General features: G+C 63.7%; 24 protein-coding genes, 2 tRNA genes and 1 pseudogene. 17 read left to right on the top strand and 10 right to left on the bottom strand.

Annotation, left to right across the window (positions count from 1 at the left end):
• Positions 1-2: 2 nt before the first annotated feature.
• Both GJ654_RS12395 and GJ654_RS21690 read left to right on the top strand, forming a co-directional pair.
• The gene (locus GJ654_RS12395) at positions 3-1,343 is read left to right on the top strand and encodes a hypothetical protein (RefSeq protein ID WP_155446461.1); all 1,341 of its coding nucleotides are present in this window, start codon (positions 3-5) and stop codon (positions 1,341-1,343) included.
• Between the two features lie 416 nt (positions 1,344-1,759).
• Positions 1,760-2,827, top strand: a pseudogene (locus tag GJ654_RS21690) (recombinase family protein); the annotation flags it as partial.
• Here the strand turns inward: GJ654_RS21690 and GJ654_RS21240 are convergent.
• From GJ654_RS21240 to rlmB, 3 genes are all read right to left on the bottom strand, one after another.
• Positions 2,765-3,205: a hypothetical protein gene (locus GJ654_RS21240; RefSeq protein ID WP_246664727.1), complete on the bottom strand. Its 441-nt coding sequence runs from the start codon at positions 3,203-3,205 to the stop codon at positions 2,765-2,767. The pseudogene GJ654_RS21690 and the gene GJ654_RS21240 sit on opposite strands and share 63 nt — an antisense overlap.
• Positions 3,206-3,388: 183 nt before the next feature.
• A tRNA-Thr gene (locus tag GJ654_RS12380) sits at positions 3,389-3,463 on the bottom strand.
• A gap of 213 nt (positions 3,464-3,676) precedes the next feature.
• Complete coding sequence (gene rlmB, locus GJ654_RS12375; protein WP_155446460.1) at positions 3,677-4,519, bottom strand: 23S rRNA (guanosine(2251)-2'-O)-methyltransferase RlmB; 843 nt, start codon at positions 4,517-4,519, stop codon at positions 3,677-3,679.
• Between the two features lie 170 nt (positions 4,520-4,689).
• Here rlmB and GJ654_RS12370 point away from each other — a divergent pair.
• Positions 4,690-4,774 (top strand) — tRNA-Tyr (locus tag GJ654_RS12370).
• Positions 4,775-4,798: 24 nt separating this feature from the next.
• On the opposite strand, the gene GJ654_RS12365 is transcribed toward GJ654_RS12370, so the two are convergent.
• Together GJ654_RS12365 and GJ654_RS12360 are read right to left on the bottom strand one after the other, a co-directional pair.
• Positions 4,799-4,954: a hypothetical protein gene (locus GJ654_RS12365; protein ID WP_425540387.1), complete on the bottom strand. Its 156-nt coding sequence runs from the start codon at positions 4,952-4,954 to the stop codon at positions 4,799-4,801.
• 284 nt (positions 4,955-5,238) lie between these two features.
• Positions 5,239-5,613: a hypothetical protein gene (locus tag GJ654_RS12360; RefSeq protein ID WP_155446459.1), complete on the bottom strand. Its 375-nt coding sequence runs from the start codon at positions 5,611-5,613 to the stop codon at positions 5,239-5,241.
• Between the two features lie 547 nt (positions 5,614-6,160).
• Here GJ654_RS12360 and GJ654_RS12355 point away from each other — a divergent pair.
• A complete protein-coding gene (locus tag GJ654_RS12355) occupies positions 6,161-6,412 on the top strand; it encodes a hypothetical protein (RefSeq protein WP_155446458.1) in 252 nt (83 codons plus the stop codon).
• Positions 6,413-6,475: 63 nt separating this feature from the next.
• Here GJ654_RS12355 and GJ654_RS12350 read toward each other — a convergent pair whose 3' ends face one another.
• Positions 6,476-7,066 (bottom strand): response regulator transcription factor, encoded by a 591-nt coding sequence (locus GJ654_RS12350; RefSeq protein WP_196305538.1) that lies wholly within the window; start codon positions 7,064-7,066, stop codon positions 6,476-6,478.
• A 428-nt stretch (positions 7,067-7,494) separates the two neighbouring features.
• On the opposite strand from GJ654_RS12350, the gene GJ654_RS12345 reads away from it, so the two are divergent.
• The 6 genes from GJ654_RS12345 to GJ654_RS12320 all read left to right on the top strand — a co-directional run bounded on the left by GJ654_RS12345 (position 7,495) and on the right by GJ654_RS12320 (position 13,880).
• Positions 7,495-8,151, top strand: coding sequence for a response regulator transcription factor (locus GJ654_RS12345; RefSeq protein ID WP_155446456.1), 657 nt, complete (start codon positions 7,495-7,497; stop codon positions 8,149-8,151).
• 288 nt (positions 8,152-8,439) lie between these two features.
• Complete coding sequence (locus GJ654_RS12340; RefSeq protein ID WP_155446455.1) at positions 8,440-8,598, top strand: hypothetical protein; 159 nt, start codon at positions 8,440-8,442, stop codon at positions 8,596-8,598.
• On the top strand, positions 8,595-8,891 hold the full coding sequence (locus GJ654_RS12335) for a circadian clock KaiB family protein (RefSeq protein WP_155446454.1): 297 nt from the start codon (positions 8,595-8,597) through the stop codon (positions 8,889-8,891). The genes GJ654_RS12340 and GJ654_RS12335 overlap by 4 nt, the downstream gene beginning before the upstream one ends.
• Positions 8,892-8,902: 11 nt before the next feature.
• Positions 8,903-9,196 (top strand): circadian clock KaiB family protein, encoded by a 294-nt coding sequence (locus tag GJ654_RS12330; RefSeq protein ID WP_196305537.1) that lies wholly within the window; start codon positions 8,903-8,905, stop codon positions 9,194-9,196.
• Positions 9,193-12,855: a PAS domain S-box protein gene (locus GJ654_RS12325; RefSeq protein WP_155446453.1), complete on the top strand. Its 3,663-nt coding sequence runs from the start codon at positions 9,193-9,195 to the stop codon at positions 12,853-12,855. The genes GJ654_RS12330 and GJ654_RS12325 overlap by 4 nt, the downstream gene beginning before the upstream one ends.
• Positions 12,856-13,001: 146 nt before the next feature.
• Positions 13,002-13,880: a transporter gene (locus tag GJ654_RS12320; RefSeq protein WP_155446452.1), complete on the top strand. Its 879-nt coding sequence runs from the start codon at positions 13,002-13,004 to the stop codon at positions 13,878-13,880.
• Positions 13,881-13,883: 3 nt separating this feature from the next.
• On the opposite strand, the gene GJ654_RS12315 is transcribed toward GJ654_RS12320, so the two are convergent.
• From GJ654_RS12315 to GJ654_RS12300, 4 genes are all read right to left on the bottom strand, one after another.
• Positions 13,884-14,147: a hypothetical protein gene (locus tag GJ654_RS12315; protein ID WP_155446451.1), complete on the bottom strand. Its 264-nt coding sequence runs from the start codon at positions 14,145-14,147 to the stop codon at positions 13,884-13,886.
• 49 nt (positions 14,148-14,196) lie between these two features.
• Positions 14,197-14,688, bottom strand: coding sequence for a DUF4405 domain-containing protein (locus tag GJ654_RS12310; RefSeq protein ID WP_155446450.1), 492 nt, complete (start codon positions 14,686-14,688; stop codon positions 14,197-14,199).
• A 70-nt stretch (positions 14,689-14,758) separates the two neighbouring features.
• Entirely contained in the window at positions 14,759-15,499 is a 741-nt protein-coding gene (locus GJ654_RS12305; RefSeq protein ID WP_264586241.1) for a siderophore-interacting protein, read from the bottom strand.
• 32 nt (positions 15,500-15,531) lie between these two features.
• Positions 15,532-16,164, bottom strand: a complete 633-nt coding sequence (locus GJ654_RS12300; protein WP_246664725.1) for a PadR family transcriptional regulator — start codon at positions 16,162-16,164, stop codon at positions 15,532-15,534.
• A gap of 124 nt (positions 16,165-16,288) precedes the next feature.
• Between GJ654_RS12300 and GJ654_RS12295 the strand changes: the two genes are divergently transcribed.
• From GJ654_RS12295 to GJ654_RS12265, 7 genes are all read left to right on the top strand, one after another.
• Complete coding sequence (locus GJ654_RS12295; RefSeq protein WP_155446449.1) at positions 16,289-17,170, top strand: AEC family transporter; 882 nt, start codon at positions 16,289-16,291, stop codon at positions 17,168-17,170.
• Positions 17,171-17,341: 171 nt separating this feature from the next.
• The gene (locus tag GJ654_RS12290) at positions 17,342-17,758 is read left to right on the top strand and encodes a GlcG/HbpS family heme-binding protein (protein ID WP_155446448.1); all 417 of its coding nucleotides are present in this window, start codon (positions 17,342-17,344) and stop codon (positions 17,756-17,758) included.
• Between the two features lie 101 nt (positions 17,759-17,859).
• Positions 17,860-19,398 (top strand): FAD-linked oxidase C-terminal domain-containing protein, encoded by a 1,539-nt coding sequence (locus GJ654_RS12285; protein ID WP_425540386.1) that lies wholly within the window; start codon positions 17,860-17,862, stop codon positions 19,396-19,398.
• Between the two features lie 9 nt (positions 19,399-19,407).
• Positions 19,408-20,595 (top strand): glycolate oxidase subunit GlcE, encoded by a 1,188-nt coding sequence (glcE, locus tag GJ654_RS12280; RefSeq protein WP_155446447.1) that lies wholly within the window; start codon positions 19,408-19,410, stop codon positions 20,593-20,595.
• A 1-nt stretch (position 20,596) separates the two neighbouring features.
• On the top strand, positions 20,597-21,895 hold the full coding sequence (glcF, locus tag GJ654_RS12275) for a glycolate oxidase subunit GlcF (protein WP_155446446.1): 1,299 nt from the start codon (positions 20,597-20,599) through the stop codon (positions 21,893-21,895).
• 25 nt (positions 21,896-21,920) lie between these two features.
• Positions 21,921-24,065: a malate synthase G gene (locus GJ654_RS12270; RefSeq protein WP_155446445.1), complete on the top strand. Its 2,145-nt coding sequence runs from the start codon at positions 21,921-21,923 to the stop codon at positions 24,063-24,065.
• Between the two features lie 334 nt (positions 24,066-24,399).
• Positions 24,400-24,747 (top strand): hypothetical protein, encoded by a 348-nt coding sequence (locus GJ654_RS12265; RefSeq protein ID WP_155446444.1) that lies wholly within the window; start codon positions 24,400-24,402, stop codon positions 24,745-24,747.
• Positions 24,748-24,818: the final 71 nt, after the last annotated feature.

Raw genomic sequence — 24,818 nt, 5'->3', positions numbered from 1 at the left:
CGATGAGTATCATCAAGGTTTTCAGCGAAAAACTGGTTGCGATCGTCGGCGTTGTGCGAACGTCGACGCGATTGCGGGCGCTCCATGTCCGGTTGGATCTTAAGCAAAGCGTGGGCGAACTCTTCGCAACGGCGCGCGCAGGGCTGAGGATCGACGCTCTCGACCGTGCGTCAGACGCCGCCACGGCGGAAGCGGCCTACATATCGGAGGGTCGCGTCATGACAGTCATGTCGGAAAACGCAAGACGCTCGGTCGGCAGATACAATATGCCTGCGGTATGGGCGATCCTTCCCGCTCTCGCGAAAAAGGAACCGCGCACGGGCGATAAATCGCCTGACCGCGCGCCCCGGGGCGCGCCTTCGGACGATGAAATCTTAAAAAAACTCAAAGACGCTCGCGCACTGTTCACATACCGAATGAGAATCGCATGGGGTGCCTATTACAAATGCACCGGAGCGACAGGAATGGCGGATCACGCTTTTTACTGGGCGGGCCTGAGCGAAGAGGTGGTCAAGGGGACTATGGAGCGCGGCTCGGTGCTGCAAAGCCGCGAGGAAGAGTTGTGCGAACCCGACTTGCTCCACCGCACAGATCGCCCGCTGCGCAAGCATTGGCTCAAGAATGGCGACGACGAAAGCCTGTTCATTCGAGCGCTTGAACTGACGGACGCGATCATTCAAATCAATAAGGCGATATGCGTTTACGAAGACTTGGTGTCCGGCCAACGCTGGATCAAGCGAACACTGCGGAAAGCGAAATTTCCTGGGGATCATACTGCAAGCAAGGCGTTGTTTTGCGACGAGGAAACGCAAACGGCCAACAGCACGTCCTTCGTCGACAAAATGAACATCGCCCTATACACTGGCGTAAACCCGGCGTTTGTCTGGCCTGACACAATAAATCTCGGCGACAAAGACCCGGAGATAGAACTTTTCCACGGTGCAACGCTCGTCGCGGAGTTGGCTGCGGGCAGGAGGCTTAAAGCGAACACGGCGGCTATGCGCCCGTTGATGTCTGAGCTTCTAAGTATGTATCGCGACCTTCAGACGCAACCGGAGCGCATTTCGGCGAAGACGAAGGCGCTAATGAGCGTCGACATAATGCTTCGCTCTGTTGTTCATTCGTCCCAACTGCCGGAGATCTTCAAAGCGATCCTTGAGCGCGAAGGGGTCATATCGATAACACCGATGGCCGGTATGGGCCCTCGCCCGTTGTCATCCCTCAACGCCGCCGGATACCCGCATATATATGCGGATGTTGATCGCGACGCGAACGGCATTGGCCTAAGCGGCGTCCAGAACGGCGACGATATTTACTGGGCGCGCGGCTTTTGGCGCGTCTGATCCGGGTCGTTGGATCTGGCGCCGTGAAAAAATGTTCCGGTACCAATTGGCAAGGGAGACCGGCCTTCGAAGTCGCATTCTGATCGCAGCCTCGACAGGAGGCGGCGGTGGGCAGAGATCGGCGGGAGGGGAGGAGCAACGCGGTCGAGTATTCCGCGGACGTCCGCCGCAGGCCTCGTCTTCCCAAGGGTTGTCGCTCGTCGCAGTCAAATGCTGATCTCATCGTTGAGCTATCCGCGCTTCCCATCGATCATGTCAACGGTCCCGAACTCGACGCGCTGGAAGGCGGGTTTCAGGAATGGGTGAATATCGCGCTCGAATCGTGGAAGCGCACATAATTTCGGCGACCGGGCCAGGTGGTGCGGCTCAAACGCAAATCGTTTGGCGATGGTCTGTCCGACTTCAGGAGGGGTATTATGCGACGTAGGCGTGAAGCAACATTATTGCCCGTTACTGGCCGCCTACGGGTCGTGCTATACATCAGGGTTTCGACCGACAAGCAGGCTGAAAACCTCTTGAGCCTGGAGGAACAGCAGCTCCAGATGCGCGCATGGGCCGCGCGCGAGAACTGGATTGTGATCGACGTCGTAATCGACGACGGCAATTCCGCATCAAACCTCAATCGCCGTGGATTTCGGTCGTTGCTCGACCGTGCTCGCACGTCGCCGCCGCCGTTCGACGCGATTCTGGTTCATAGCCTGAGCCGCGGCTTTCGGTCGGTCGGTGATCAGGAAACTTCCGTTGCGGAACTCGAAAGGAACGGTGTTCGGGTCATCTCGCAGACCGAAAACATCCACGATGAGACGAGTGGGCCACTCCTGCGCAAGATGCTGGGCGTCGTAAATGAAATGAAGGTTCATGACGCGCGAATCGGAACGATGCGCGGCATGACGGCGACCGCGAAGCTGGGGTTTTCGAATGGGGCCACCACCCCTTACGGCTGGCGCAGTGTCGATGCCGACAAAATCGGCGGGAAAATAAAGAGAAAATGGGAGATCGATCCCGTCGAGGCTGCCAACGTGCGTCTCATGTTCAAGCTGGCGTTGCGCGGCAATGGAGCGAGCGGGCCAATGGGGGTGAAAGCCATCGCCGAACATGTCAATGGTCTGGGAATTCGCTCGCGCGGCGGCGGTTTGTTCGGAACTGGAACGGTCCACGAGATTCTGACCCGTGAAGCGTATGCAGGTAACAGACGGTGGAATGTCGTCGATAAGTACGGTCGTGAAAACCCGAAAAACAAAGTCTTCACCATTTCGGTGCCGCAGATCATCGCCCAAGCGGATTATGACAGGGTACAGGAACTGCTCCAGTCTCGTCATCCCGCAATTCGTGCGCCGCGTCTGAGCGGCGGCCCCTCGCTATTTGGCGGCCTGATTCAGTGTTCTCAATGTGGCGGCGCCATGACCGCCGGCACGGGGACCTCACGAACTGGAACCCAGTACACGTATTACGAATGTCAGAACAAGCGGAAGAAGGGCGTTCTGGCCTGCGCGGGCATGCGCATCTCGCGTCCGGTCGCAGAAGAAAAAGTCATGACCGCAATCATCGGCGAACTCGTAACGTTCGATCGGGTCTACGCGATGCTGTCGGCCCTTCGCGAACGGCGGCTGAAAGCCCAAACATCCGAGCACACGCGAATCGCCGCCTTGCAACGGGAAGCCATGGAAGCGCAAACGGCGCTCGATCAGCTGTATCGATTGGTGGAAAAGCAGATCGTTTCGCCGGACGAGCCTTCGCTCAAGGATCGAATGGCGAAACTCGTCGAGCGGCGCGATCTTGCGGTTTTGTCCCGGGACCGAGCCCTCGCCGCCAGCTCGGCTCCGCTCGATGTTGATCCGGCGGCAATCGAGACGATGACGCAAGACTTGCGCGAAAAGCTCTGCACCGGCGACGTCTCAGCCCGCAAGGCGTGGCTCACCGCGGTGGTCGATCGAATCATCGTATCGGAGGCGAAAATCCACGTCGTCGGCCGAAAATCAAATTTTCAACCGCCGATCAAACCAGGGCGATCGAATACGCCCCCGGTTCGCATTTCTGTTCAGGAATGGTGCCGGATGAGGGGATCGAACCCCCGACCTTTGGTTTACAAAACCACTGCACTACCGCTGTGCTAATCCGGCGACGCGATCACCCCTTACCGCATCGGGGAGGTATTTGCAAAAGTTTCCCAAAAGTCTCCCAATTTGGGAGGGAAAATCCATAAATCATTGAGATATAAGTGTAATAAGTTGACAGGCAAAGGCTTGCAAAGCCGATGTGCTATCTCCGTGCGACGCCGGCGAAGGTTCCTCTGCCAACAAACCCGCGCGACCCACGCAACCCGCACGCGGCGCTTACGACGATTCGGCGAGCGCGCGCCGCGCCAGTGTCAGCGCCACGGCGCACGCATTGGAAACGTTGAGGCTCTTGACCGCGCCGGGCATGTCGAGCCGAGCCAGGATATCGCATTTTTCTCGTGTCAGCCGCCGCAACCCCTTGCCTTCGGCGCCAAGCAGCAGCACGGCGGGGCGCGACAGAACCGTATCCTCCAGGCTGGCCGGCCCCTCCGAATCCAGCCCCACGCGCAAAAACCCGGCTTCGCCCAACTGGTCCAGGGCGCGGGCGAGATTGACCACCTCGACGAGCGGAACGTGCTCCAGCCCCCCCGACGCCGTTTTGGCCAGAATGCCGGAAAACTCGGGCGCATGGCGCTCGGTGACGATCACGGCGTCCACGGCGAAGGCGGCGGCCGTGCGCAGAATCGCGCCGACATTGTGCGGGTCGGTGATCTGGTCGAGCGCCAGCACGAGACCGGAGTTTATCGCGATGTCGGCGATGTCGAGGGCGGGCAGGGGCCGCGCTTCCAGCAGCACGCCCTGGTGCACGGCGTCGGAGCCAAGACGCGCGTCCAACACCTCGGGCGCGACGACATGCGTCGTCACGTCGGACGCTGCGATCTCCGGCTGCAACTTTTCCGCCGCCGCCGGGGTGGCGAACAGGTCGAGCGCCTTGCGTTTCTTGGCGCGCAAAACTTCCCGGACCGCGTGGTACCCAAAAATGATTGTCAGTTCGGCGGAGGGACGGCGGAAAGCGACGTCTCCCGCTGGCCGCGCCGCCGGCCGCCCGCCTTTCGCCGCGGGCGCCGGTTTGCCGCGCGCGGTTTTCGCGCCGAACGGGGGTTTGCTGGATTTTCTCATGACCGTCTCCAGCTTCGTCCTGTCACGCGGCGCCGGATTTGGCAAGAAACGGCCGTGTTTTTTGCAGTTGACAGACTCGGCCGAACTCGCGATAAGGCCCCCACGATGGGCCGCCGCAACGGCCTTTTTCGTCGCCAGATCAGTCTGGCGTGCTGATGAAAATCGGCAATGGGAGAGTGTCCCGAGCGGCAAAGGGGGGGGACTGTAAATCCCCTGGCTATGCCTTCGTAGGTTCGAGTCCTACCTCTCCCACCATTTCACCCTTATGCGACAGGGACATCACAAGCTCTTTGCCGGCGGCTCAGGCTGTCGCTCGGGCCAAGGACCGCCCCTCCGCGTGCGGCGCAGGACATAGGACGTGGGCGTAAAAATCAAGCCGAAGACGGTCGCGCCCAACATGCCGAAGAACACCGCCGTTCCCAGGGCTTGGCGCAGTTCGGCGCCGGCGCCGGTCGCCAGTATCAGCGGCGGCGCGCCGCGAACGAAGACCAGAGCGTCATAGCCCCTGGACAGGCCGTTGAACCTCCAGTTGAAGGCCGCGCGCGGGCTGCTTCGGCAGCAGCAGCAGCAGCGCGCACAGGGCTGGGGACAGGGTGAGCGAGACGGTCAGCGGAAAGGGGCGCGCTGGCGTTCACGACAAAAGATTGGCGCGGCATGGCTCGGGCGGGCGCATGATTGATCACGGCGTCGTCTGTGCGCGGAGCAACGCCGCAGCATGCTCACTCGGCTGCGATTGCGCGCCGGAGGACGCCGAGCAGGTCAGGCGCCACGGCGGCGAGGCGCTCGGCCTCGACCACCTGAACGTGGCAGCCTTGTCCGCGCAGGCGTAAAAGTTCGGCGTCGTCGTCAACCTCGCGGCGCAGGCCCTTGACATAGAGGCCCCTGACGCACTTGCGCTCGTTGTGTCCGCACGTCTGGCAGGTCGGACATTCCGCGAGTCTGTCCGCTTCGAGAGCTGCGGCGGTTTTCTGCGCGCTGGCGAAATCCATCAGCGCAAGCATAAGGTCGTGAGCGGACGACGCCTGGACGTGCAGTTTCTGGCGGCGTTCGGATTGGCTCGGCTCAAGTTCGCGCAGCATGGCGATATAGACCATTCATGCGGCGCGTCGCGCCGCCACCGTGTTGATCAAAGTTCCAGCATTCTAATCCGAGGCTATTATTACTCCTTTAGCGCGAAACGGACAATCGTACAGATCTTCATTTTGTGCGAGCGGATGGGCCTTTTTTCGCGGCGTCTGACGCGGGGACGCGTAGAAATACCCAGGGAATTCCTCGCATTGTCTACCGCGCGGGCCTTCGTTAGGGTTCCGCTCGACCGAAGGGATAAACGGATGACACGCGAAGACGCGGCGTCCGCCACAGCGGCGAAGGGGAGAACGACGATGGGGCCAATCGACGAACTGGTCAGCATACTCATGGCCGTCGGCTCCGCGCGCGAGGCGGCAACGCCGCCCCCCACTTGGCGCCCGGCCTGACGCGCCGCGCCCGCCGGGCGCCCTAGAGCTTTTTCTCGTTTCATGGAAACATGAAAAAGTTCTAGATTCTTGTTTTGACGCATTTTCTTCACGCGAACCGGCATCCACTTCGCTTGAAAATGCTCTAGACCTGTCGTTCGCTGGTTTCTCTCGAGTAGGAACGCCGATGGCGTGTTATCAGTTCTTTCTGCGTAAACCCGACGGCTCCATCAACTTCAAGAGCGCGCAAATCTGTTCCGACCTTTCCGCCGCATGGGGCGTCATCGGCGACATGGCCCGCGACGCGGGCGAACAGGCCTCCGGCAGCATCTTCGTCAAGAATGACCAGGGCGAGGTGGTGATCCTCGTCGGCGTCGCGTCGGCGCGCGTGCTGACCGGGCAGAAGCCAGCTCCGCGTTCGCGGCGCTGGACGGCGTAAGCTAGGCGTTTTGCGGGATGGACGCCCGCGGTCCAACGCGGGCGCGTCCGTCCCAGGACATCCCTATCCGTGCGCCGCCGCCAGCCGCACCAGTTCGGCGAGGTTGCGGGCGCCGGTCTTGCGCATGATCGACGCGCGATGCGATTCGACCGTCCTTTCGCTGATCTCCAGCTCCTGGCCGATGATCCTGTTGGACTTGCCGGCGAGAACGCCGTTGAGCACCTCCTGCTCCCTCCGGCTGAGCATGGCCAGGGTTGGCGCCGTCGCATCGCCATGGGCGCGCTCGGCCCGCTGGACCGCTGTGGCTACGGCCTCGACCAGCCGCTCGGCGGAGAACGGCTTTTCAATGAAATCGATCGCGCCCTTCTTCATCGCGTGAACGGCGAGGGCGATATCGCGGTGGCCGGACACGACGACGACCGGCAAGTTGAGGCTGCTCTGCTGGAGTTGCGTCAGCACTTCAATGCCGCTGGCGTCGGGCATGTGCAGGTCGGTGACGACGCAGCCCTTGCCCGCGCGGTCGCCGGAATCGAAGAAGGCGCGGGCGGAATTGTAGCTGCGCGTCCTGTATCCCGCGCCTTCGAGCAGAAGCTCCATCGCGTGGCGGACGTCTGCTTCGTCGTCGATGATGTGCACCGTGGCCTGTTCGGTCATTGTCATCGCCTCGCTTCCAAGGCGCCATGCCGGCCGGAACGTCGAGGTCTCCGTCGTGTCCGAAGTCATGTCTTCCAACTCTTTCGTGAAATGTCGGCGGACGCCGAGACGACCAAACGCGGGGGCGGGGCAAAAGTTTCGCTCAAGGCGCGCTGCGGTTTATACGGATTTTTTGTGCGAAATTGCGGTTCTCTGAAGGTTCAGCTTAGCAAAAAAACGCCTGAAGCTTGGCTATACGATATTGTTGTTCGTTTTACATGTTGATTCGCTGCCTCTCTTGCCTTAATGACAGGATAGATAAGGCAGATTCGACGCTTTTAAGCGCTTTTCCGCGCGATCCTAATTATTGCCAAGTTCCGATTCGGGCGCCGATGGATATTGCGACGGCGAGGCTTATTCTGAATAGGATGTGGTGGAGCTGTCGCTATATGATTGTCCATGTGATCGACGACGATGAGGTCATTCGCGAAACGCTCGGGATCCTCCTGCGCGGCGAGGGATTCGAGACGCAGACATACGCCAGCGCGGCGGAGTTTCTTGCCAAAGTCGACGCCAAGACGCGAGGATGCGTCGTCACCGACGTGCGGCTGCCCGGCGTCAGCGGAATCGATCTCATCGTCAGCCTGCGGCAGCGCGGCCTCACCTTGCCGGTCATCGTCATCACCGCTCACGCCAATCTCGCCCTCGCCGTCGAGGCCATGAAGAAGGGCGCGTCGGACTTCATCGAAAAGCCCTGCTCGGCGGGCGCGCTGCTCGCGGCCGTTCGCGGCGCCTGCAAAATGGTCGGGGAGGTGGCGGAGCCGCCCGATCTCGCCGCGACGCGCGAAAACCTCGCCAAGCTCACCGCGCGCGAGAAAGAAGTTCTCATCAAGCTGATCAGCGGCTTGCCCAACAAGCTCATCGCCTATGACATGGGCTTGAGCGTCCGCACCGTCGACAGCCACCGCGCCGCCGTGAAGAAGAAGATGGGCGGCGGCAGTCTGGCCGAACTCGTGCGCAAATGCCTCGCCATCGGTTTGCTCGGCGCCAAGCCGCCGGGTCGGGAGGGCGAGGGAACAGGGGAGGAGACGCGCGCGCGTCATTAGAGCGTTTTCGAGCGAAGTGGATGCCGGTTCGCGTGAAGAAAACGCGTAGAAACAAAAGACTGGAGCCGTTCGGCGAACGGGCTCTAAGCAGGATTTCCGAAAAGTGGTCACCGGTTTTCGGATGAAAATTCTGCGAAAACAAAAGAACCTAAGCAAACATTCGTTGGGCGACCAACGAATGTTTGCTTAGGGCATGGTGCGCGAAAGCAAATCCCCATCGACTTGAGGTCGGCGCCGATCCGGCCGGAAAGGTCTTTTTCCGTGAACGCGCAGGCGCAGGCGTTCGTCATGACGCCCTCTGGCTTGAAGGGTCCGGACAAAATCACCGGCGCAGTCCTGCCCAAGGCGAGGCGCCGCCTTGTCCGCGGCGGCCAATGTCGGCGCGACCTGTTCATCGTCAAGGCGCGCGGCGTCGAGCTGTTCGACCACGCGGGAGCGGCGACATGAGCGACGAGCTCGACACGGCGCGCTGGCGCCTGCGGCTTTATATCGCTGGCGGCTCGCCGCGCTCCATCGCCGCCCTGGCCAATCTGAAGCGGGTCTGCGAGGAGCATCTTCGCGGTCCCTGCGAACTCGAGGTGATCGACCTGGTGAAGGCTCCGGAGCGCGCCCAGGCGGACGAGATCGTCGCCATCCCGACGCTGGTGCGCCGCCTGCCGCCGCCGATCACGAAAATCATTGGCGATCTCTCTTCGAAGGACAGGGTGATCGTCGCGCTGGATATCGAAACCATGGCCTGACGGAGGTTTTCTTGCACGCGGCGGAGCCGGAAGGGAAGCGCTACGAGTTGCTGCTGTTCGTCAGTGGGGCCACGCCGCGTTCGCTGCGCGCCGTCGCCGCCGTTCGAAAGCTTTGCGACCAGGTCCTTTCGGGCCTCTATACGCTCGATGTGATCGATGCTTTCCGCGACCCCGTCGCGGCCCGCCATCACCGGATCGTCGCTCTGCCCACCCTGCTGCGGCTTGAGCCGACGCCCAGACTGCTCCTGGTGGGCGACATGAGCGACCCCAGGCCGCTCGCCGCCGGGCTGGGGCTGGACCGATGAGCGAAGAGCGCGTCGCCCCGGGCGCAGGGCGGGCGCTTCCCGCGACCGCCGTTGAAGCGGTCGAGACGCTCGAGGCGCTGGTGATGGGCGAGGCCGACGGCCTGGTGGTCGAGACGGCGGAAGGGCCGCGCGTCTTCATCCTGCGCGACGCCAGCGAGCCCTACCGGCAGCTGATCGAGCGCATGTCGCAGGCCGCTCTGATCCTCAACGACGGGATCGTGGTCTATTGCAATGGCGCGCTGGCGCGCGCGCTCGGCCGGGAGCTTGTGATCGGCGCGCGTTTCGCGGACCTGGTCGCCGACGCGGACAGCAAGCGGTTCGAAGCGTTCCTGCGCGCCGGCGCGGCGGGGTCGCAATCCTGCGAGGCGGCGCTGGCCAAGGCGGACGGCCGCCTGTTGCCGACGCGCATGACCGCCGCGCCGCTGTCCTTTGACGGACTGGACTGCGTCGCCTTGGTGGTCACGCCGCTCGAAGACATCGAGTCCTGGCGCGCGGCGCGGGCCGAACGTGTCGAAAGCGAACGGCGCCTCACCTTCGCGCTCGGCAATTCTCCGGTGGTGATGTTCGAGCAAGACTTGGACCTGCGCTACACGCGCATCTTCAATCCCAAGCTCGGCTATCGCGTCGAAGACGTGCTCGGCCGGACCGAAGCCGAACTGTCGGACCCCTCGTGCGCGGCGCGCCTCGACCAGATCAAGCGCGACGTCATCGCCTCGGGGAAACCCGTTCGCGCCGAAGCCCAGACCGGAAAGCCCGGCGGGCCGCTCGAAACCTACGACCTCTATGTGGAGCCGCGCCGCGACGCGTCCGGCGCCATTGTCGGCGTCGTTTGCGTGGCCACCGACATCACCGAGCGCAACAAGGCGGAAGAGGCGCTTCGGGAAAGCGAAGCCCGCTTCCGCGCGCTCACCGAAGCCTCGGCCAGCATTATCTACCGGATGAGCCCGGACTGGCGAGAGATGCGCCAGTTGACGGCCGAGGGCTTTCTCGCCAGCGTCGAGACGGCGGGCGAGTCCTGGCGCGACACGTTCATTCCCCCTGACGAACGGCCGCGCCTCGACGCGGCGATCGCCGAGTCCATCCGGCGCAAGAGCCTTTTCGAGCTGGAGCATCGCGTCCTGCGCGCCGACGGTGGCGTCGGCTGGATCTTGTCGCGCGCGACCCCGCTGCTCGACGAGCGCGGCGAGATCAGGGAATGGTTCGGCGCCGCCGCCGACGTTACCGCCCGCAAGGAGGCGGAAGAGGTTTTGCGCGAGAGCGAGTCTCGCAAGGAATTCCTGCTGGCGCTCGCCGACGCCTTCAAGACGCTGGACAGTTCGGACGAGATCGTCGCCCTGACATCCGAGAAACTCGGGCGCCGGCTCGACGCCGACCAGGTGATCTTTGTCGAAGTCAGCGATGGCGACGACCATGAAGACCATGTCGTCGTCACACGCGCGTGGAACGGCGGCGCCATGGCCAGCAATGTCGGCGTCCACCGCCTCGCGGATTTCGGGCAGGCGCGCCAAGAGTTGCGCGCCGACCGAACCGTCGTCGTTCATGACGTCGCCGCGGACCCGCGCCTGCGCGAGGCGCAGGTCCAGGCGCGATACCGGGCCGCCGGCGTCGGCGCCTTCATCAGCGTCCCGATCGTCAGCAACGGACGACTCGCCTGGGTTCTTTCCGTGCATGAACGCGACGCCCGGCGCTGGAGCGCGTCCGAAATCGCGCTTGTCGAGGAGGTGGCGGAGCGCGCCTGGGTCTGGGCGGAGCGCGCGCGCGCCGAGCAGGCGTTGCGCGAGGGCGAGCACAGAATCGCGGAGGCGCAGGCCCGCGCGGGGATCGGCACGTTCTGGTGGGACCTGAGCAGCGGCCGCACCACCTTCAACCCCACCTACTACGAGCTTTACGGCGTTTCCCCGGTTCCGCACGGCTACGACGACTTCCTCGGACTCATTCACCCCCTGGATCGCGGCGCGGTCGACGCCGCGATCCAGGCGGCGATTGCCGGTGGGCGGCTCTATGAGATGGAGTTTCGCCTGCGCCGCCCCAGCGACGACGCCGAGGTCTGGATCTTCACCAAGGGCGAGGCGAATTTCGACGAGGCCGGGCGGCCGCTGGTGTTGACCGGCATCGTCCAGGACATCACCGCCCGCAAGCGCGCGGAGCTGGCGTTGCGCGAAAGCGAAGAACGCTACCGCATGCTTCACGAAGGGCTGCGCGATGGCTATTGCAAGGTGACGATGGAGGGCGCGCTCGCCGAGTTCAACGCGGTCTACTGCCAGATGCTCGGCTATGCGCCGGAAGAGTTGCGAAAACTAACCTATCTGGATGTGACCCCCCAGCGCTGGCGCGCTTTCGAGGACGAAATCGTGCGGACCCAAATCCTGCCGCGCGGCTTTTCGGACCTCTATGAGAAGGAATACATCCGCAAGGATGGCACGGTTTTCCCCGTTGAGCTGCGCACCATTCTGATGCGCGACGCGCGGGGCGAGCCCTGCGCCATGTGGGCGATCGTGCGCGACATTTCGATTCGAAAACAGTCCGAGAGCGCGCTGGCCGCCGCCAAGGCCGAAGCGGAGCGCGCCAATCTCGACAAGTCTCGTTTCCTCGCCGCCGCCAGCCACGACCTGCGCCAGCCCGTGCAATCGCTGATGCTGCTGCTGCCTTTGCTCGAACGCCAGGTCCAGCCGACCGCCAAAGCCGCGCAGGTGCTCGGCCTGATGAGCAAGGCGCTCGGCGGTCTCAACGTGCTCTTGACGGCGGTCCTCGACGTGTCGCGGCTCGACGCCGGAGGCATCGAACCCTCGCCGGAGATCGTGTCTCTGCGCGGATTGTGCGAGCGCCTCGCGGCGGAATACGCGCCCAAGGCCGAGGCTGTGGGTCTGGAGCTTCGCGTGCGCGCGCTCGACCTGTTCGCGCGCACCGACCCCGCCTTGCTGGAGCGCGTGCTTCGAAATTTCCTCGAGAACGCCCTGCGCTACACCAGGACGGGCGGCGCGCTGCTGGTCATGCGCCGGCGGGGAAGCAAGGTGCGCATCGACGTGATCGACACCGGCGTCGGCATCCCCGCGGACAGACAGACGGACATATTTAAAGAATTCACCCAGCTCGACAATCCCGGCCGCGACCTTTCGCGGGGCCTGGGCCTGGGTCTGGCCATCGTCGCCCGCGTCTCGAGCCTGCTGGATCTGAATGTCGCCGTCGCGTCGCGCCCGGGGCGCGGTTCGCGCTTCTCCATCACCCTGCCCGTGGTGGAGCCGGCGGCGCAAAAGCCCGCGATGCACGACGAGTCGGAGTGGCGCGGCGGCGCCGTGCTGGTGATCGAGGACAACCAGATCCTGCGCCTCGCCATCGAAACCATTTTGCGGGAGAGCGGCTACGAGACCTTGGCCGCCGCCAGCGGCGAGGAGGCGATCGATCTCGCGGGACGGGGGCGGGTGGACGCCATTGTCACCGACTACCGGCTGGGCGCCGGCCTCAATGGCGTCGAGGCGGCGCGCGAAATCGAGCGCCGCCTTGGGCGGAAGACGCCGAAACTGCTGCTCACCGGCGAAACCGCCAACCAGCGGCTCGACGAGACCGACCTTTCGGATTTCGAGTTTCTCTACAAGCCGATCAGCGTCGAGAAATTGCAGGCGAAGCTCGCGCTGATGCTTGAGCCGGTGCGCGCGCGTTGAAGGTTTGTCGCGACTGCCCAAAATTGTGGCAAAATCGCAACGCCCGTCACGAAATCGTCACAATCACCGCACAGCTCAAGCAGGATTTGGTAAACAGGCGCTGGTGCGCCAGCCCCTCCGGGACAAGGCGTCCTTTGGAGGGGAAGATGGTTTTCAACAAGACACTTACGGCTGTCGCGCTTTGCGCGGCCGCGCTGTGCGCCGCCAATCCGGCGCATGCCGGCTCGGAACTCCTGCCCGGCATCACCACCGGCATCGCGCTGGGCGCGCCTCTGCCCCAGGGCGTGTTCGTCATCCAACTGCCGAGCTATGGCTACACCGCAGCGAACCCCGGCGTGAACGTCGGCGCGATCGTGCCGGCCTGGGTGGTTTGGTCAACCCCTTGGGACATTCTCGGCGGCCACCTGATGTTCGACTTCGCCTCGCCCATGCCGAATGTCGCCGTCCATGGCGTCGGCTCCTGGGGCGGCTTCGCCAATCCCATCCTCGACGCCCAGTTGAAATGGAACCTGGGCGGCGGCTGGTTCGGCGGCGTTCAGGCCGGCGTCTATTTTCCGGTCAAGGACGACCTGACGCCGCTCGGTCTCGCTCGCAATTTCGCTTCGTTCCAGGGGGTCGGCGCGGTCAGCTATCTCGCCGACGGCTACAATCTCTCAGCCACGCTGCTCTACGGCACGGGCCAGAAAGGCAGCTGGGCCAATCAGGGCAGCTGGGGCGTGAACTGGATCAACCTCGACCTCACCGCGACGAAAAAATTCGGCAAGATCGAGGCCGGCGCGGTCGCCTATGGGTCTTGGGATCTCGACACGCCCTACACCGACGGTCCGACGCCCTACGGCAAGCAGAGCCAGTTCGCGCTCGGCGGTCTGCTCGGCTATGACTTCGGCGGCGTCAATATCGCGCTGAAACTGACCCGCACGGTGCAGCAGGTCAACTATGGCGGCTACGAGACCCGCGGCTGGGCCAACATCATCCTTCCGATCTGGGTGGCGCAGGCGCCGGCGGCGGTCGCCGCCAAGTACTGAGCTTTATTCCCGCAGTCCGTTTTGCCGCGGGTTGCAAATCGCGCCGGTGACGGGATCGAGCAGGTCGGTGGGGGCGGCATAGCCCCCCAACACCTGTGCGCCATTGGCGGGAACGCAGAAGCGAACCGACGCCATGTTTTCGCCCGTTTCGCGCGCGCGTTCCACGCTGGGCGCGCCTCGACTGTGGGGTTGAGCGAGGCTCGCGCTTGCGCCGAGAAGAAGGGCGGCGAGCGCGGCGCCAGCGCAAGGGATGGTGATGCGCAACATCGAAGGTCTCCTTGCCATTGCTTGCGCAACGACCGGAGAGCCCAAAAGTTCAGTCACGCTTGAACAGCAGCGCCAAAACCTTGCTCTGCGCCGCGCGGTCGGGGGCGACGCTGGCGAGGGTCGCCTCGGGTCCGGACACGGCGAAACCGGCGCCGTTCAGCTGCGCCACGATCGTCTCGACGGAGCGCCCGGTGAGCGGCGCAACGGTTGAAAGCGGCGCGTTGAGCACGGCGTTCATGGCGAGAACCGGCGGCGGTCCGCCCGCCTTGCCGCCGAGCGGCGCGAAGGAGGCGAGCAGGGCGATGGCGAACACGGCGATCATCGCCTGGCCTGGCCGGCTCGAAAAGAAATAGCGCTTGAACGCGCCCCAGTTGACGAAGGCGTGCAGGGCGACGCCGCCGACAAAAATCCAGCCGAGCCATTCATGGGCGAGCTTGTTGAGGCCGCTGTCGGCATGGAAGAACATCAGGACGCCGGTGACAGCCATCAGGCCGAAGGCGCCGATGGTGATGGACGTGGCCCAGTCGCGGGAAATTTTCATCACACACACTCCAGTTGTTTGGTTGCGCGTCTTTTACGCGCGCAACCTGACGGGGTGCTGAACGCAAAGGTCAGGCGTCGAGCTTTTCGTGCGCGCCGGCGCGGCCGCGCACCCAATAGCCGGACGCTTTGAGCCAGGCTTTCGGATGGCCTCGGTCTTCGAGCATGTAGTCGCGCAGGCGCCGCGCCGCGCCGGCCTCGGCGGCGATCCAGACGTAAGCGTCGCCTTCCGGCGTCGCCCAGGCGTTCAGCGCCCGCCGCAACAGTGTGGCGTCGTCGGCGTGCGCGCCCCGGCGAAACGCCCAGACCGGGGTCCAGTCTGCCATTGTCGCAAAGGTTTGCGCATGCTCCGGCCCGTCAACGACCACCACCGTGGTCACGGGAATTTTTTCGCGCGAAAAACTTTCCAGGCGGCGGCCGATGGCGGGCAGGGCGGTTTCGTCGCCCACCAGCAGATATGCGTCGAAATCGTCGGCGACCACCATGGAGCCGCGAGGGCCGCCGATGGCGAGCGTGTCGCCGGGCTGCGCGGCGAGCGCCCAGGCCGTCGCCGGTCCCGCGTCATGCAGCGCGAAGTCAATGGTCAGGATTTTGCGCGCCTCGTCGAAGGCGCGCGGGGTGTAGTCGCGCATGACCTCGCCCGGCCCATGCGGGTCGGGCAGGAACAGTTTGATATGGTCGTCTGGCGCGCAGCTGCAAAAATCCGCGAGGTCGGGCGACGCGAAGGTGAAGCGCAGCATGGACGGCGTCAGCTGGGTACGCGTCTCGACCGTCAGCAGCCGCCGTTTCGGCTCGTAGCGCACGCGATCGATCCGGTGTCGGGTTCGGGGGCGAAACAGCAAGGTCACAGCCTCTCGATTTTCCGCGCGGCCTCGTCGATGATCTCGGCGACGTCGAGCAGTTGCGCCTTGTTTCCGGCGTCGAGCGCCTTCTGCTGCAACACCGCTTTCAAATTGGTCATGGCGCGGAACACCGGGCCCATGTCCATGGCCTCGCCGCGCTTGCGCAACGCTTCAAGCCGCGCCAGCGCCGCTTCCGCCTCCGCCCGGCTCTTGTCCAACTCGGCCTGACCTTCGTCGGTGATGGCGTAGAGTTTCTTCGCGCCGCTGGCCTGCGCCGCGACGAGCCCGGTTTCCTCCAGCAGGGTGAGGGTCGGATAGATCACGCCGGCGCTCGGGGCATAGGCGCCTCCGGTGCGGGCTTCCAACTCGCGGATGATGTCATAGCCGTGGCGGGGCTCCTGCTCGATCAAGAGCAGCATGACCATGCGCAATTCGCCGCCCTCGAACATTCTTTTGCGCTCGCGCCCGCCACCATGGCCGCCGCCTGGTCCGCCGCGCCCGAACGGGCCGCGTCCGCCGCCGCGATTTCCAAAGCCGCCGCCGCGCATGGCGTGCAGGCCGCCGAAGCGCTCCATCCATCCGCCACGGTCCTGACCGGCAAAACCTTCAAATCCCCGATTCTTGAACATTCGCATTGTGTGTCTCCTTATCTGCGATGGGTCTAAGATATATCTTAAACGCGTCTTGTCAATATCCTCATGCGAGATTTTCAGCCTTGCTGAAACCTGTTAGGGCTTGCGGGCAAAAAGAGGTTCTGGATTGCCGCCCCTTCTCGATCTCGTTCAGGTCGGCGCGCCGGTGTTCATCGTCACGGCGGTCGGCTACCTGTGGCGGCGCCGGGCGCTGCCGTTCAGCCAGAGTTTCGTCACCCAGTTCGTGTCTCTGGTCGGCGCGCCGGCTCTGGTGTTCGTCACGCTGCTCAACAGCCAATTCGCCTTGCCGGACATCGCGCGGATGGGCGGAGCGACGCTGCTGTGCCTGCTGCTGTTCACGGCGGTCGCCGTCCCCGCGCTGAAAATTTTGGGCTACGAGCAGCGCGTCTATCTGCCCTCGCTGATTTTTCCCAATATCGGCAACATGGGTTTGCCCATTTGCCTCTATGCCTTCGGCGAACGCGGGCTGGCGCTGGCGATGATCTATTTCGCCATCACCTCCATCGGCCAATTCACCTTCGGCCCCGCCATCGCGCGCGGACGCATCACGCTCGGCGCCGTTTTGCGCGCGCCGTTCCTTTACGCGGCGGTGGCGGCGGTCGCCTGCTCGCAGGCGGAAGTCCCCTTTCCCGACTGGATCTTGAAGACGTTGAAACTCATTGGCGACGTCACCATTCCGCTGATGCTGCTGGGCCTGGGCTGCGCTTTGGCGGAGTTCGGCGCGCGCGCCTGGCCGCGCCAGACAGCTTTTTCTCTGGCGCGCATCGGTCTCGGCTTTTGCGGCGGCCTCGCGGTCGCGACGCTGTTCGGTTTTTCGGGCGCCGAGCGCGGCGTGCTCATCATCGAAAGTTCGATGCCGGTGGCCGTGTTCAATTATTTCTTCGCGCGCGAATATGGCGCCCATCAGGAGGAGGTGGCGGGCATGGTCCTGATCTCGACCGTGCTCAGCTATGTCCTGTTGCCGGGAGTCTTGTTGATTGCGCTTTGAGACCTGAAAATAGCCCCTCATCCTGAGGAGCTTGCGTCAGCAAGCGTCTCGAAGGGCGAGGGCGGGCCACGCCGCAATCGTTCGCTGGCCCTCGCGGACCGCCCTCGTGTTTCGAGACGGCCCTTTGGGCCTCCTCAGCATGAGGGCTAATGAACTGAAGGAGGTAACGCCATGCTCACCCTCGACGTCGCGCAAAATATTGTCGCCGCCGCGCTCGCGTTCGCCCGCGAGAAAAACCTGAAGCCGATGGCGTTTGTCGTCCTGGACGCGCGCGGCGCCCTGCGCGCGGCGGCGAGCGAGGACGGGACCAGCATTGCGCGCTGGAAGGTCGCGTATGGCAAGGCCCACGGCGCCGTCAGCATGGGGGTTTCTTCGCGCGCGCTCAACGCCATGGCGCTCGACCGCCCTTACTTTGTCGGCGCGCTGCCCTCCATCCTGCCGGAGGGCGTGATTCCCGTTCCTGGCGGCGTGCTGATCAAGGATGCCTCCGGCGCGGTGATCGGCGCCGCCGGCGCTTCCGGCGACACCTCCGACAATGACGAAGCCGCGCTGTTCGCCGCGATTGAGTCGGTCGGCTTGAGCGCCTGACCCCTTCGGTCAACCGCTGACGGAAATCGCGCGAAACAACCAAGCTCAGCCGGAACAAATCCTCCCGCAAAACGCTTATCGTAGCCGGAAAATCGGTTATGATGCCGCAAACAGCTGCGAAAAAAAACAGCGGCGGCGGGGGGAAATACATGCTGGCGATGCCCGAACCAGACCGGGTGGTGCTCGACCGTCGCGCCGAAATTGTCGCGGCGCTCAAAGAATTTGTGCCCGGCGAAGGCGTGATCGACACCGAGTGCGAGCGCCGCGCCTATGAATGCGACGCGCTCACCGCCTACCGGCAAACCCCGATGGTCGTGGTTTTGCCGGAGGACACGCGACAGGTCGTCGCCGTGCTGCGCTATTGCAAGGAAAACGGGATCAAGGTGGTGCCGCGCGGGGCCGGGACTTCGCTTTCGGGCGGGGCGCTGCCGCTTGAGGACGGTGTGCTGTTGGGCATGGGCAAGTTCAAGCGCATTCTCGACATCGATGCGCCAAACCGCTGCGCGGTGGTCCAGCCCGGCGTGACGAATCTGGCCATTTCGCACGCCGTGCAAGGGCAGGGGCTCTATTATGCGCCGGACCCGTCGAGCCAGATCGCTTGCACCATCGGCGGCAATGTCGCGGAAAATTCCGGCGGCGTGCATTGCCTCAAATACGGCCTCACCACCAACAATGTGATCGGCGTCGAATTCGTCACCATCGACGGCGAGGTGATCCGCCTCGGCGGCAAGTTTTTGGATGCCGGCGGCTATGACCTGCTCGGCGTGTTGGTCGGTTCCGAGGGTCTTTTGGGCGTGGTCACGGAAGTCACGGTGCGGGTGCTGCCAACCCCGCCCGGCGCCCGCGCGCTGCTGATCGGCTTTCCCTCCGTCCAGGGCGCCGGCGATTGCGTCGCCGCCGTGATCGGCGCCGGGATCATCCCCGGCGGCATGGAAATCATGGACAGGCTCGCCATCGAAGCGGCGGAAGCTTTTGTCCATGCCGGCTACCCGCTCGACGCCGAGGCGCTGTTGATCGTCGAACTCGACGGTTGCGGAGCGGAAGTCGATCATCTGATCGCGGCGGTCGAAAAGATCGCGTCGGACCATGGCGCGACCACGGTCCGCGCCAGCCAGACCGAGGAGGAGCGCCTGCTGTTTTGGGCGGGGCGCAAGGCGGCCTTTCCCGCCGTGGGCCGCATCTCGCCTGATTATCTGTGCATGGACGGCACCATTCCGCGCCGGGAAATTGGCGCGGTGCTGCTGCGCATGAAACAGCTTGAGGAAAAGTATGGATTGCGCGTCGCCAACGTCTTTCATGCCGGCGACGGCAATTTGCATCCGCTGATCCTCTATGACGCCAACAAGCCGGGCGAACTCGACCGTGCGGAAAAATTCGGACAGGACATTTTGCGACTGTGCGTGGAGGTTGGCGGCGTGCTCACCGGCGAGCACGGGGTGGGCGTGGAAAAACGCGATTTGATGGACGTCATGTTCGATGAGGTCGATCTGGAGCAGCAGCAGCGGTTGAAATGCGCCTTCGACGAGACGAGCCTGCTCAATCCCGGAAAAGTGTTTCCGCAATTGTGCCGCTGCGCCGAACTCGGCCGGATGCATGTGCGCGGCGGAAAGCTGCCGTTCCCCGATCTCCCGCGTTTTTGAGGTGAGCCGATGACGCTTCATCGTCCATCGAGCGCCCAGGAGGTCGCGGTGATCGTCGCGGCGGCGGCCGCCGAAAAGCGCACGCTCGAAATTTTTGCCGGCGCCAGCAAGCGCGGTTTTGGTCGCCCCGTGCGCGCCGACGCCAAGCTCGACCTTTCGAAACTGGCCGGCATCGTCAATTACGAGGCGCCCGAACTGGTCTTGACCGCGCGTCCCGCGACGCCGCTGGCGGAGCTTGAACACGTGTTGCGCGAGAAGGGCCAGATGCTCGCCTTCGCTCCTCCCAAATGGCTGAGCCTGCTCGGGATCGAGGGAACGCCGACGTTGGGCGGCGCGCTGGCCTGCAATCTTTCCGGGCCGCGCCGCGTGCGCGCCGGCGCCGCGCGCGATTTCATCCTCGGCTTCTCCGCCGTCAACGGACGCGGCGAAATTTTCAAGGCCGGCGGCAAGGTGGTGAAAAACGTCACCGGCTTTGACCTAAGCAAGCTGATGGTCGGCTCGTTTGGCACGCTGTCGATTCTGACCGAAGTCACGCTCAAAGTCATGCCGCGCCCGGAGAGCGAATGCACGCTGCTGCTGCAGGGTCTCACCGACGCCAAGGCGATCGACGTCATGGCGCGCGCGCTCAACACGCCGCACGAAATTTTGAGCGCCGCGCACTTGCCCGAGGGCGCCGCGCGCCGCTCCTGCGTCGGCGTTGGCCCCGTGACCGCGCTGCGATTGGAAGGCCCAGCGCCTTCGGTCGCCTCCCGCGCGGCCGAGGTTGAAAAAGTGTTTGGCGCCGCAGCTCGTCTCGACGCGGAAGCTTCAGCGCGATTCTGGGACGAGGTCGCGGAGGTGCGCGCGTTGCTACCGGAGGGCGTGGTCTGGCGCCTCTGCCCGACCCCAAGCTTTTCCGCGCGCCTTGTCGAAACGATCCGCCAAATCCTTCCCGGCGCCGAAGCGTTTTATGACTGGGCCGGGGGCCTCGTCTGGCTGAGCCTTCCCGAAGCGGGTTCGGACGCCGGCGCGGGTTTTGTGCGCGCCGCCTTGCAGGACGGTCACGCCACGCTGATGGTCGCGCCGGACTCCTTGCGCGAAACCGTGGACGTTTTCCAACCCGTTCCGCGCGCGCTCGCCGCGCTGGAGGCGCGGGTCAAACAAAACTTAGATCCGCTTGGACTGTTCAACCCGGGGCGCATGCGAAAGGGTTTTTGAGATGCAGACCAGCTTTTCGCTTACCCAGCTCGCCGACCCCGGCATCGCCACGGCGGACCAAATTCTTCGGGCGTGCGTCCATTGCGGTTTCTGCAACGCGACCTGTCCGACTTACGTTCTGATTGGCGACGAACTCGACAGTCCGCGCGGGCGCATCTATCTCATCAAGGACATGCTGGAGAACGACCGCCCCGCCGACAAGGAAGTGGTCAAGCATATCGACCGTTGCCTGTCCTGCCTGTCGTGTATGACCACGTGCCCGTCGGGCGTGAACTACATGCATTTGGTCGACCACGCCCGCCACCACATTGAAAAAACGTACAAAAGACCCTGGTTCGACCGGCTGTTCCGCTGGATGCTCGGCGTCACGCTGCCGCGCCCGGCGTTGTTCCGGCTGGCGCTTCAGGGCGCTGCGATCGCAAAAACCTTTCCGCGACTTGTGCCGGGAAGACTGAGCCACGTCCTCGCCATGGCGCCGAGGCCGAGTTCCGATTTCGCCAGCGACCGTCCCGGCGTCATCACGCCGCCCGTCTCAAAAATCCGGCGGGTGGCGCTGCTCACCGGCTGCGCGCAAAAAGTTCTGTCGCCGGAGATCAACGCCGCCACGCTGCGGCTGCTGACGCGCCACGGCTGTGAGGTTGTCATCCCTGAAAGCGCGGGCTGTTGCGGCGCAATCAACCATCATCTCGGCCAGGATGACGGTCTCGCTTTGGCGCGAAGGAACATCTTGGCGTGGAGCCGCGAAATCGAAGGCGCCGGGCTCGACGCGATCATCATCAACGCCTCCGGCTGCGGGACGATGGTGAAGGACTATGGCTTCATGTTCCACGACGACCCGGAGCTGAGCGACAAGGCGGCAAAGGTCTCCGCGCTCGCCCGCGACGTCACCGAATTCGTCGCCGAGATCGGCCTTCAGGCGCCGGTCGCGCCGGGCGGAACGCGCGTCGCTTATCACAGCGCCTGCTCGCTGCAACACGGCCAAAAAATCACGCGCCTGCCGAGAGAGTTGCTGAAGCAATCGGGTTTTGTCGTGCTCGATCCGCCGGAGGGCCATCTCTGCTGCGGCTCGGCGGGAACCTATAATTTGTTGCAGCCCGAAATCGCGGAAAAACTGCGCGACCGCAAGGCCAAGAATCTCGAAGGGTTGGCGCCAGACGTGATCGCCGCCGGCAACATTGGCTGCATCACCCAGATAGCCTCCGGCACAAAACTTCCGGTCGTGCACACGGTCGAACTGCTCGACTGGGCGACGGGCGGCCCCAGGCCGGCCGCTCTGGTGGAGGCGGCGCAGGCTTGCTAAACGACGTTTTCGAAATGAGGGAAACATGACAGAGGTCTCAGTCGCGCCGGTCTTCAAACGGTTTGTCGATGACGAAGTCTTGCCGGGAACCGGCCTCTCGCCCGAAAAATTTTGGAGCGCGTTCGAAGAACTGCTCACACGCTTCGCGCCTGAAAATCGCCGCCTGCTGGAAAAGCGCGACGCGATCCAGGCGTGCATCGACCAGTGGCACACAGAACGGCGCGGCAAGGATTTTGATGCCGCCGCCTACAAAACGTTCCTCCGGGAGATCGGCTATCTCGTGCCGGAAGGCCCGGATTTCGAGGTCGGAACCGACAACGCCGATCCCGAGATCACCCGCGTCGCGGGGCCGCAACTCGTCGTGCCCATCAGCAACGCCCGCTATGCGCTGAACGCCGCCAACGCGCGTTGGGGCAGCCTTTATGACGCACTCTATGGCACGGACGCGATCAGCCCGCCCGACCCGAACGCGAGAGGCTACGACCCGGTACGCGGCGCGGCGGTGGTGCATTGGGCGCGCGACTTTTTGGATGTGATCGCGCCGCTTCAAGGGGATTCCTGGAAGGACGCGCGCGGCTTTGCGGTCGAAAACGGTTTTTTACGCGTCAATGTGAAGGACGGCGTGACCACACTCGCCGACACGAACCGTTTCGCCGGCTTTGTCGGCGACCCGCAAGATCCGTCGCGCATTCTGCTGGACCATAACGGACTGCACGCCGAGATCGTCATCGACCGCAATACGGTGGTCGGCCGCGACGATCCCGCCGGCATCAGCGATGTCATTCTCGAAGCGGCGCTCACCACGATCCAGGATTGCGAGGATTCCGTCGCCGCCGTCGATCCCGACGACAAGGTTTTGGTCTATCGCAACTGGCTCGGCCTGATGAAGGGCGAGTTGTCCGCTACGTTCGAAAAGCGCGGCGGGACCGAGACCCGCACGCTGCATCCCGACCATGAGTATTTTGCGCCGGACGGACAAAAATTCACGCTGCCGGGCCGCGCGCTGCTGCTGATCCGCAACGTCGGCCATCTCATGACCACGGACCTTTCGACCATCGATGGCCACGAGGCGCCGGAAGGTTTGATCGACGTTCTGGTGACCTCGACCATCGCGCTGCACGACCTGCGCGGCAACGGCAAACTGCGCAACAGCCGCGCCGGCTCGATCTATATCGTCAAGCCGAAGATGCACGGGCCGGAGGAGGTGGCTTTCGCCAACAGCGTGTTCGCCTTTGTCGAGGAAAAGCTCGGCCTCGCGCCCAATACGATCAAGATGGGCATCATGGACGAAGAGCGCCGCACCTCGACCAATCTCAAGGAAGCGATCCGCGCGGCGAAGGACCGGGTGTTTTTCATTAACACCGGCTTTTTGGATCGCACCGGCGACGAAATGCACACGTCGATGGTCGCCGGCCCCTTCATTCGCAAGAACGACATGAAGGGAACGAAATGGATCGCGGCTTACGAGAACAATAATGTCGATGTCGGCTTGCGCGCCGGTTTTAGAGGCAAGGCGCAAGTCGGAAAAGGCATGTGGGCCATGCCCGACCTGATGGCCGACATGCTCAAGATCAAGATCGGCCATCCTAACGCCGGCGCCAACACCGCCTGGGTGCCGTCGCCCACGGCCGCCACCCTGCACGCCTCGCACTACCATCGCGTCAACGTCGCCGCGCGTCAGGAAGAGATTTCGAAGAGGGAGCCGGCGACACTGGGTGACTTGCTGACCATCCCGCTCGCCGACCGTCCCAACTGGTCGGCCGAGGAAATCCAGCAGGAACTCGACAACAATGCGCAGGGCATTTTGGGCTATGTCGTGCGCTGGATCGACCAGGGGGTGGGCTGCTCGAAAGTGCCCGATATCCACGATGTCGGTCTGATGGAGGACCGCGCCACCCTGCGCATTTCCTCGCAGCACATGGCCAACTGGCTGATGCACGGCGTGTGTGACAGCGACCAGGTTTTGGCGACCTTCCAGCGCATGGCCAGGGTGGTGGACGAGCAGAACAAGGGCGATCCGAACTATCGGCCGATGGCGCCGGATTTCGGCGCTTCCGTCGCCTTCCAGACCGCCTGCGCGCTGGTGCTCGAAGGCGCGAAACAGCCCAACGGCTATACCGAGCCCCTGCTGCACGCGGGGCGGCGCAGGTTGAAGGCGCAGGCGATGTGAAGGGGAGCGCGTCGCGCGCGGCTAACGTCATGCGCGGGCTAGGAGAAGATGCGGTTCGCCTTCTTCATCTCGTTCCGAACCTCCCCGGTGACGGTCACGGCATGCTTTTCGGCGAACCGCGCGTTCTGTGCAGGAAGAGTGAAGGCATCGCATCAATGAAAGGAGGATGGACGCCATCATTCGCTCCGCCGCGAAAAAGTTCCAGTAAACTTTTTTTAACCACATTCCCCCTTTAGAGAGCCCGCGTCAGCCGCAGCCCCGAGTTTTTTCGAATCGGCGCGGGCGCGCCTGGCGCCGGACTCCCCTTTTCTCAGCACCAGAGGCTCCCAGCAGCATGAAGTCTGTCTCTTTCACCCTTGCCGTCTTGCTCTTGTCATCACCCGCCGTCGCCGGCGGCTCCTATGACGGCAAATGGGCAGTCCAGCTTGTTACGGAAAAGGGCGATTGCGATCGCTCGCTGTCCTGGGATGTCGGCGTCGCCGCCGACCGGATCGCGGACGGCGGCGTGTTCGTGAAGACATCGGGCGTGGTGGACCCGCATGGTCGCGTCACCCTCACGGTCATGCAGGGCTCCGATCGCGTCTCGGCGAGCGGCAAGCTGAGCGGCGCCGCCGGGTCGGGCGCCTGGACCTCGCCGACGCGCGCCTGTTCCGGCCGTTGGCTCGCCAGCAAACGCGCCTAGAACATTTTCACGTTCCATGGAAACGTGAAAATGTTCTAGCTTTTTGTTTTGACGCGTTTTCTTCACGCGAA

Origin of the sequence: Rhodoblastus acidophilus (assembly GCF_009720655.1) — a bacterium.
GTDB classification, from domain to species: Bacteria; Pseudomonadota; Alphaproteobacteria; order Rhizobiales; family Beijerinckiaceae; genus Rhodoblastus; species Rhodoblastus acidophilus_A.
This window is presented reverse-complemented; position numbering and strand designations above follow the sequence as displayed.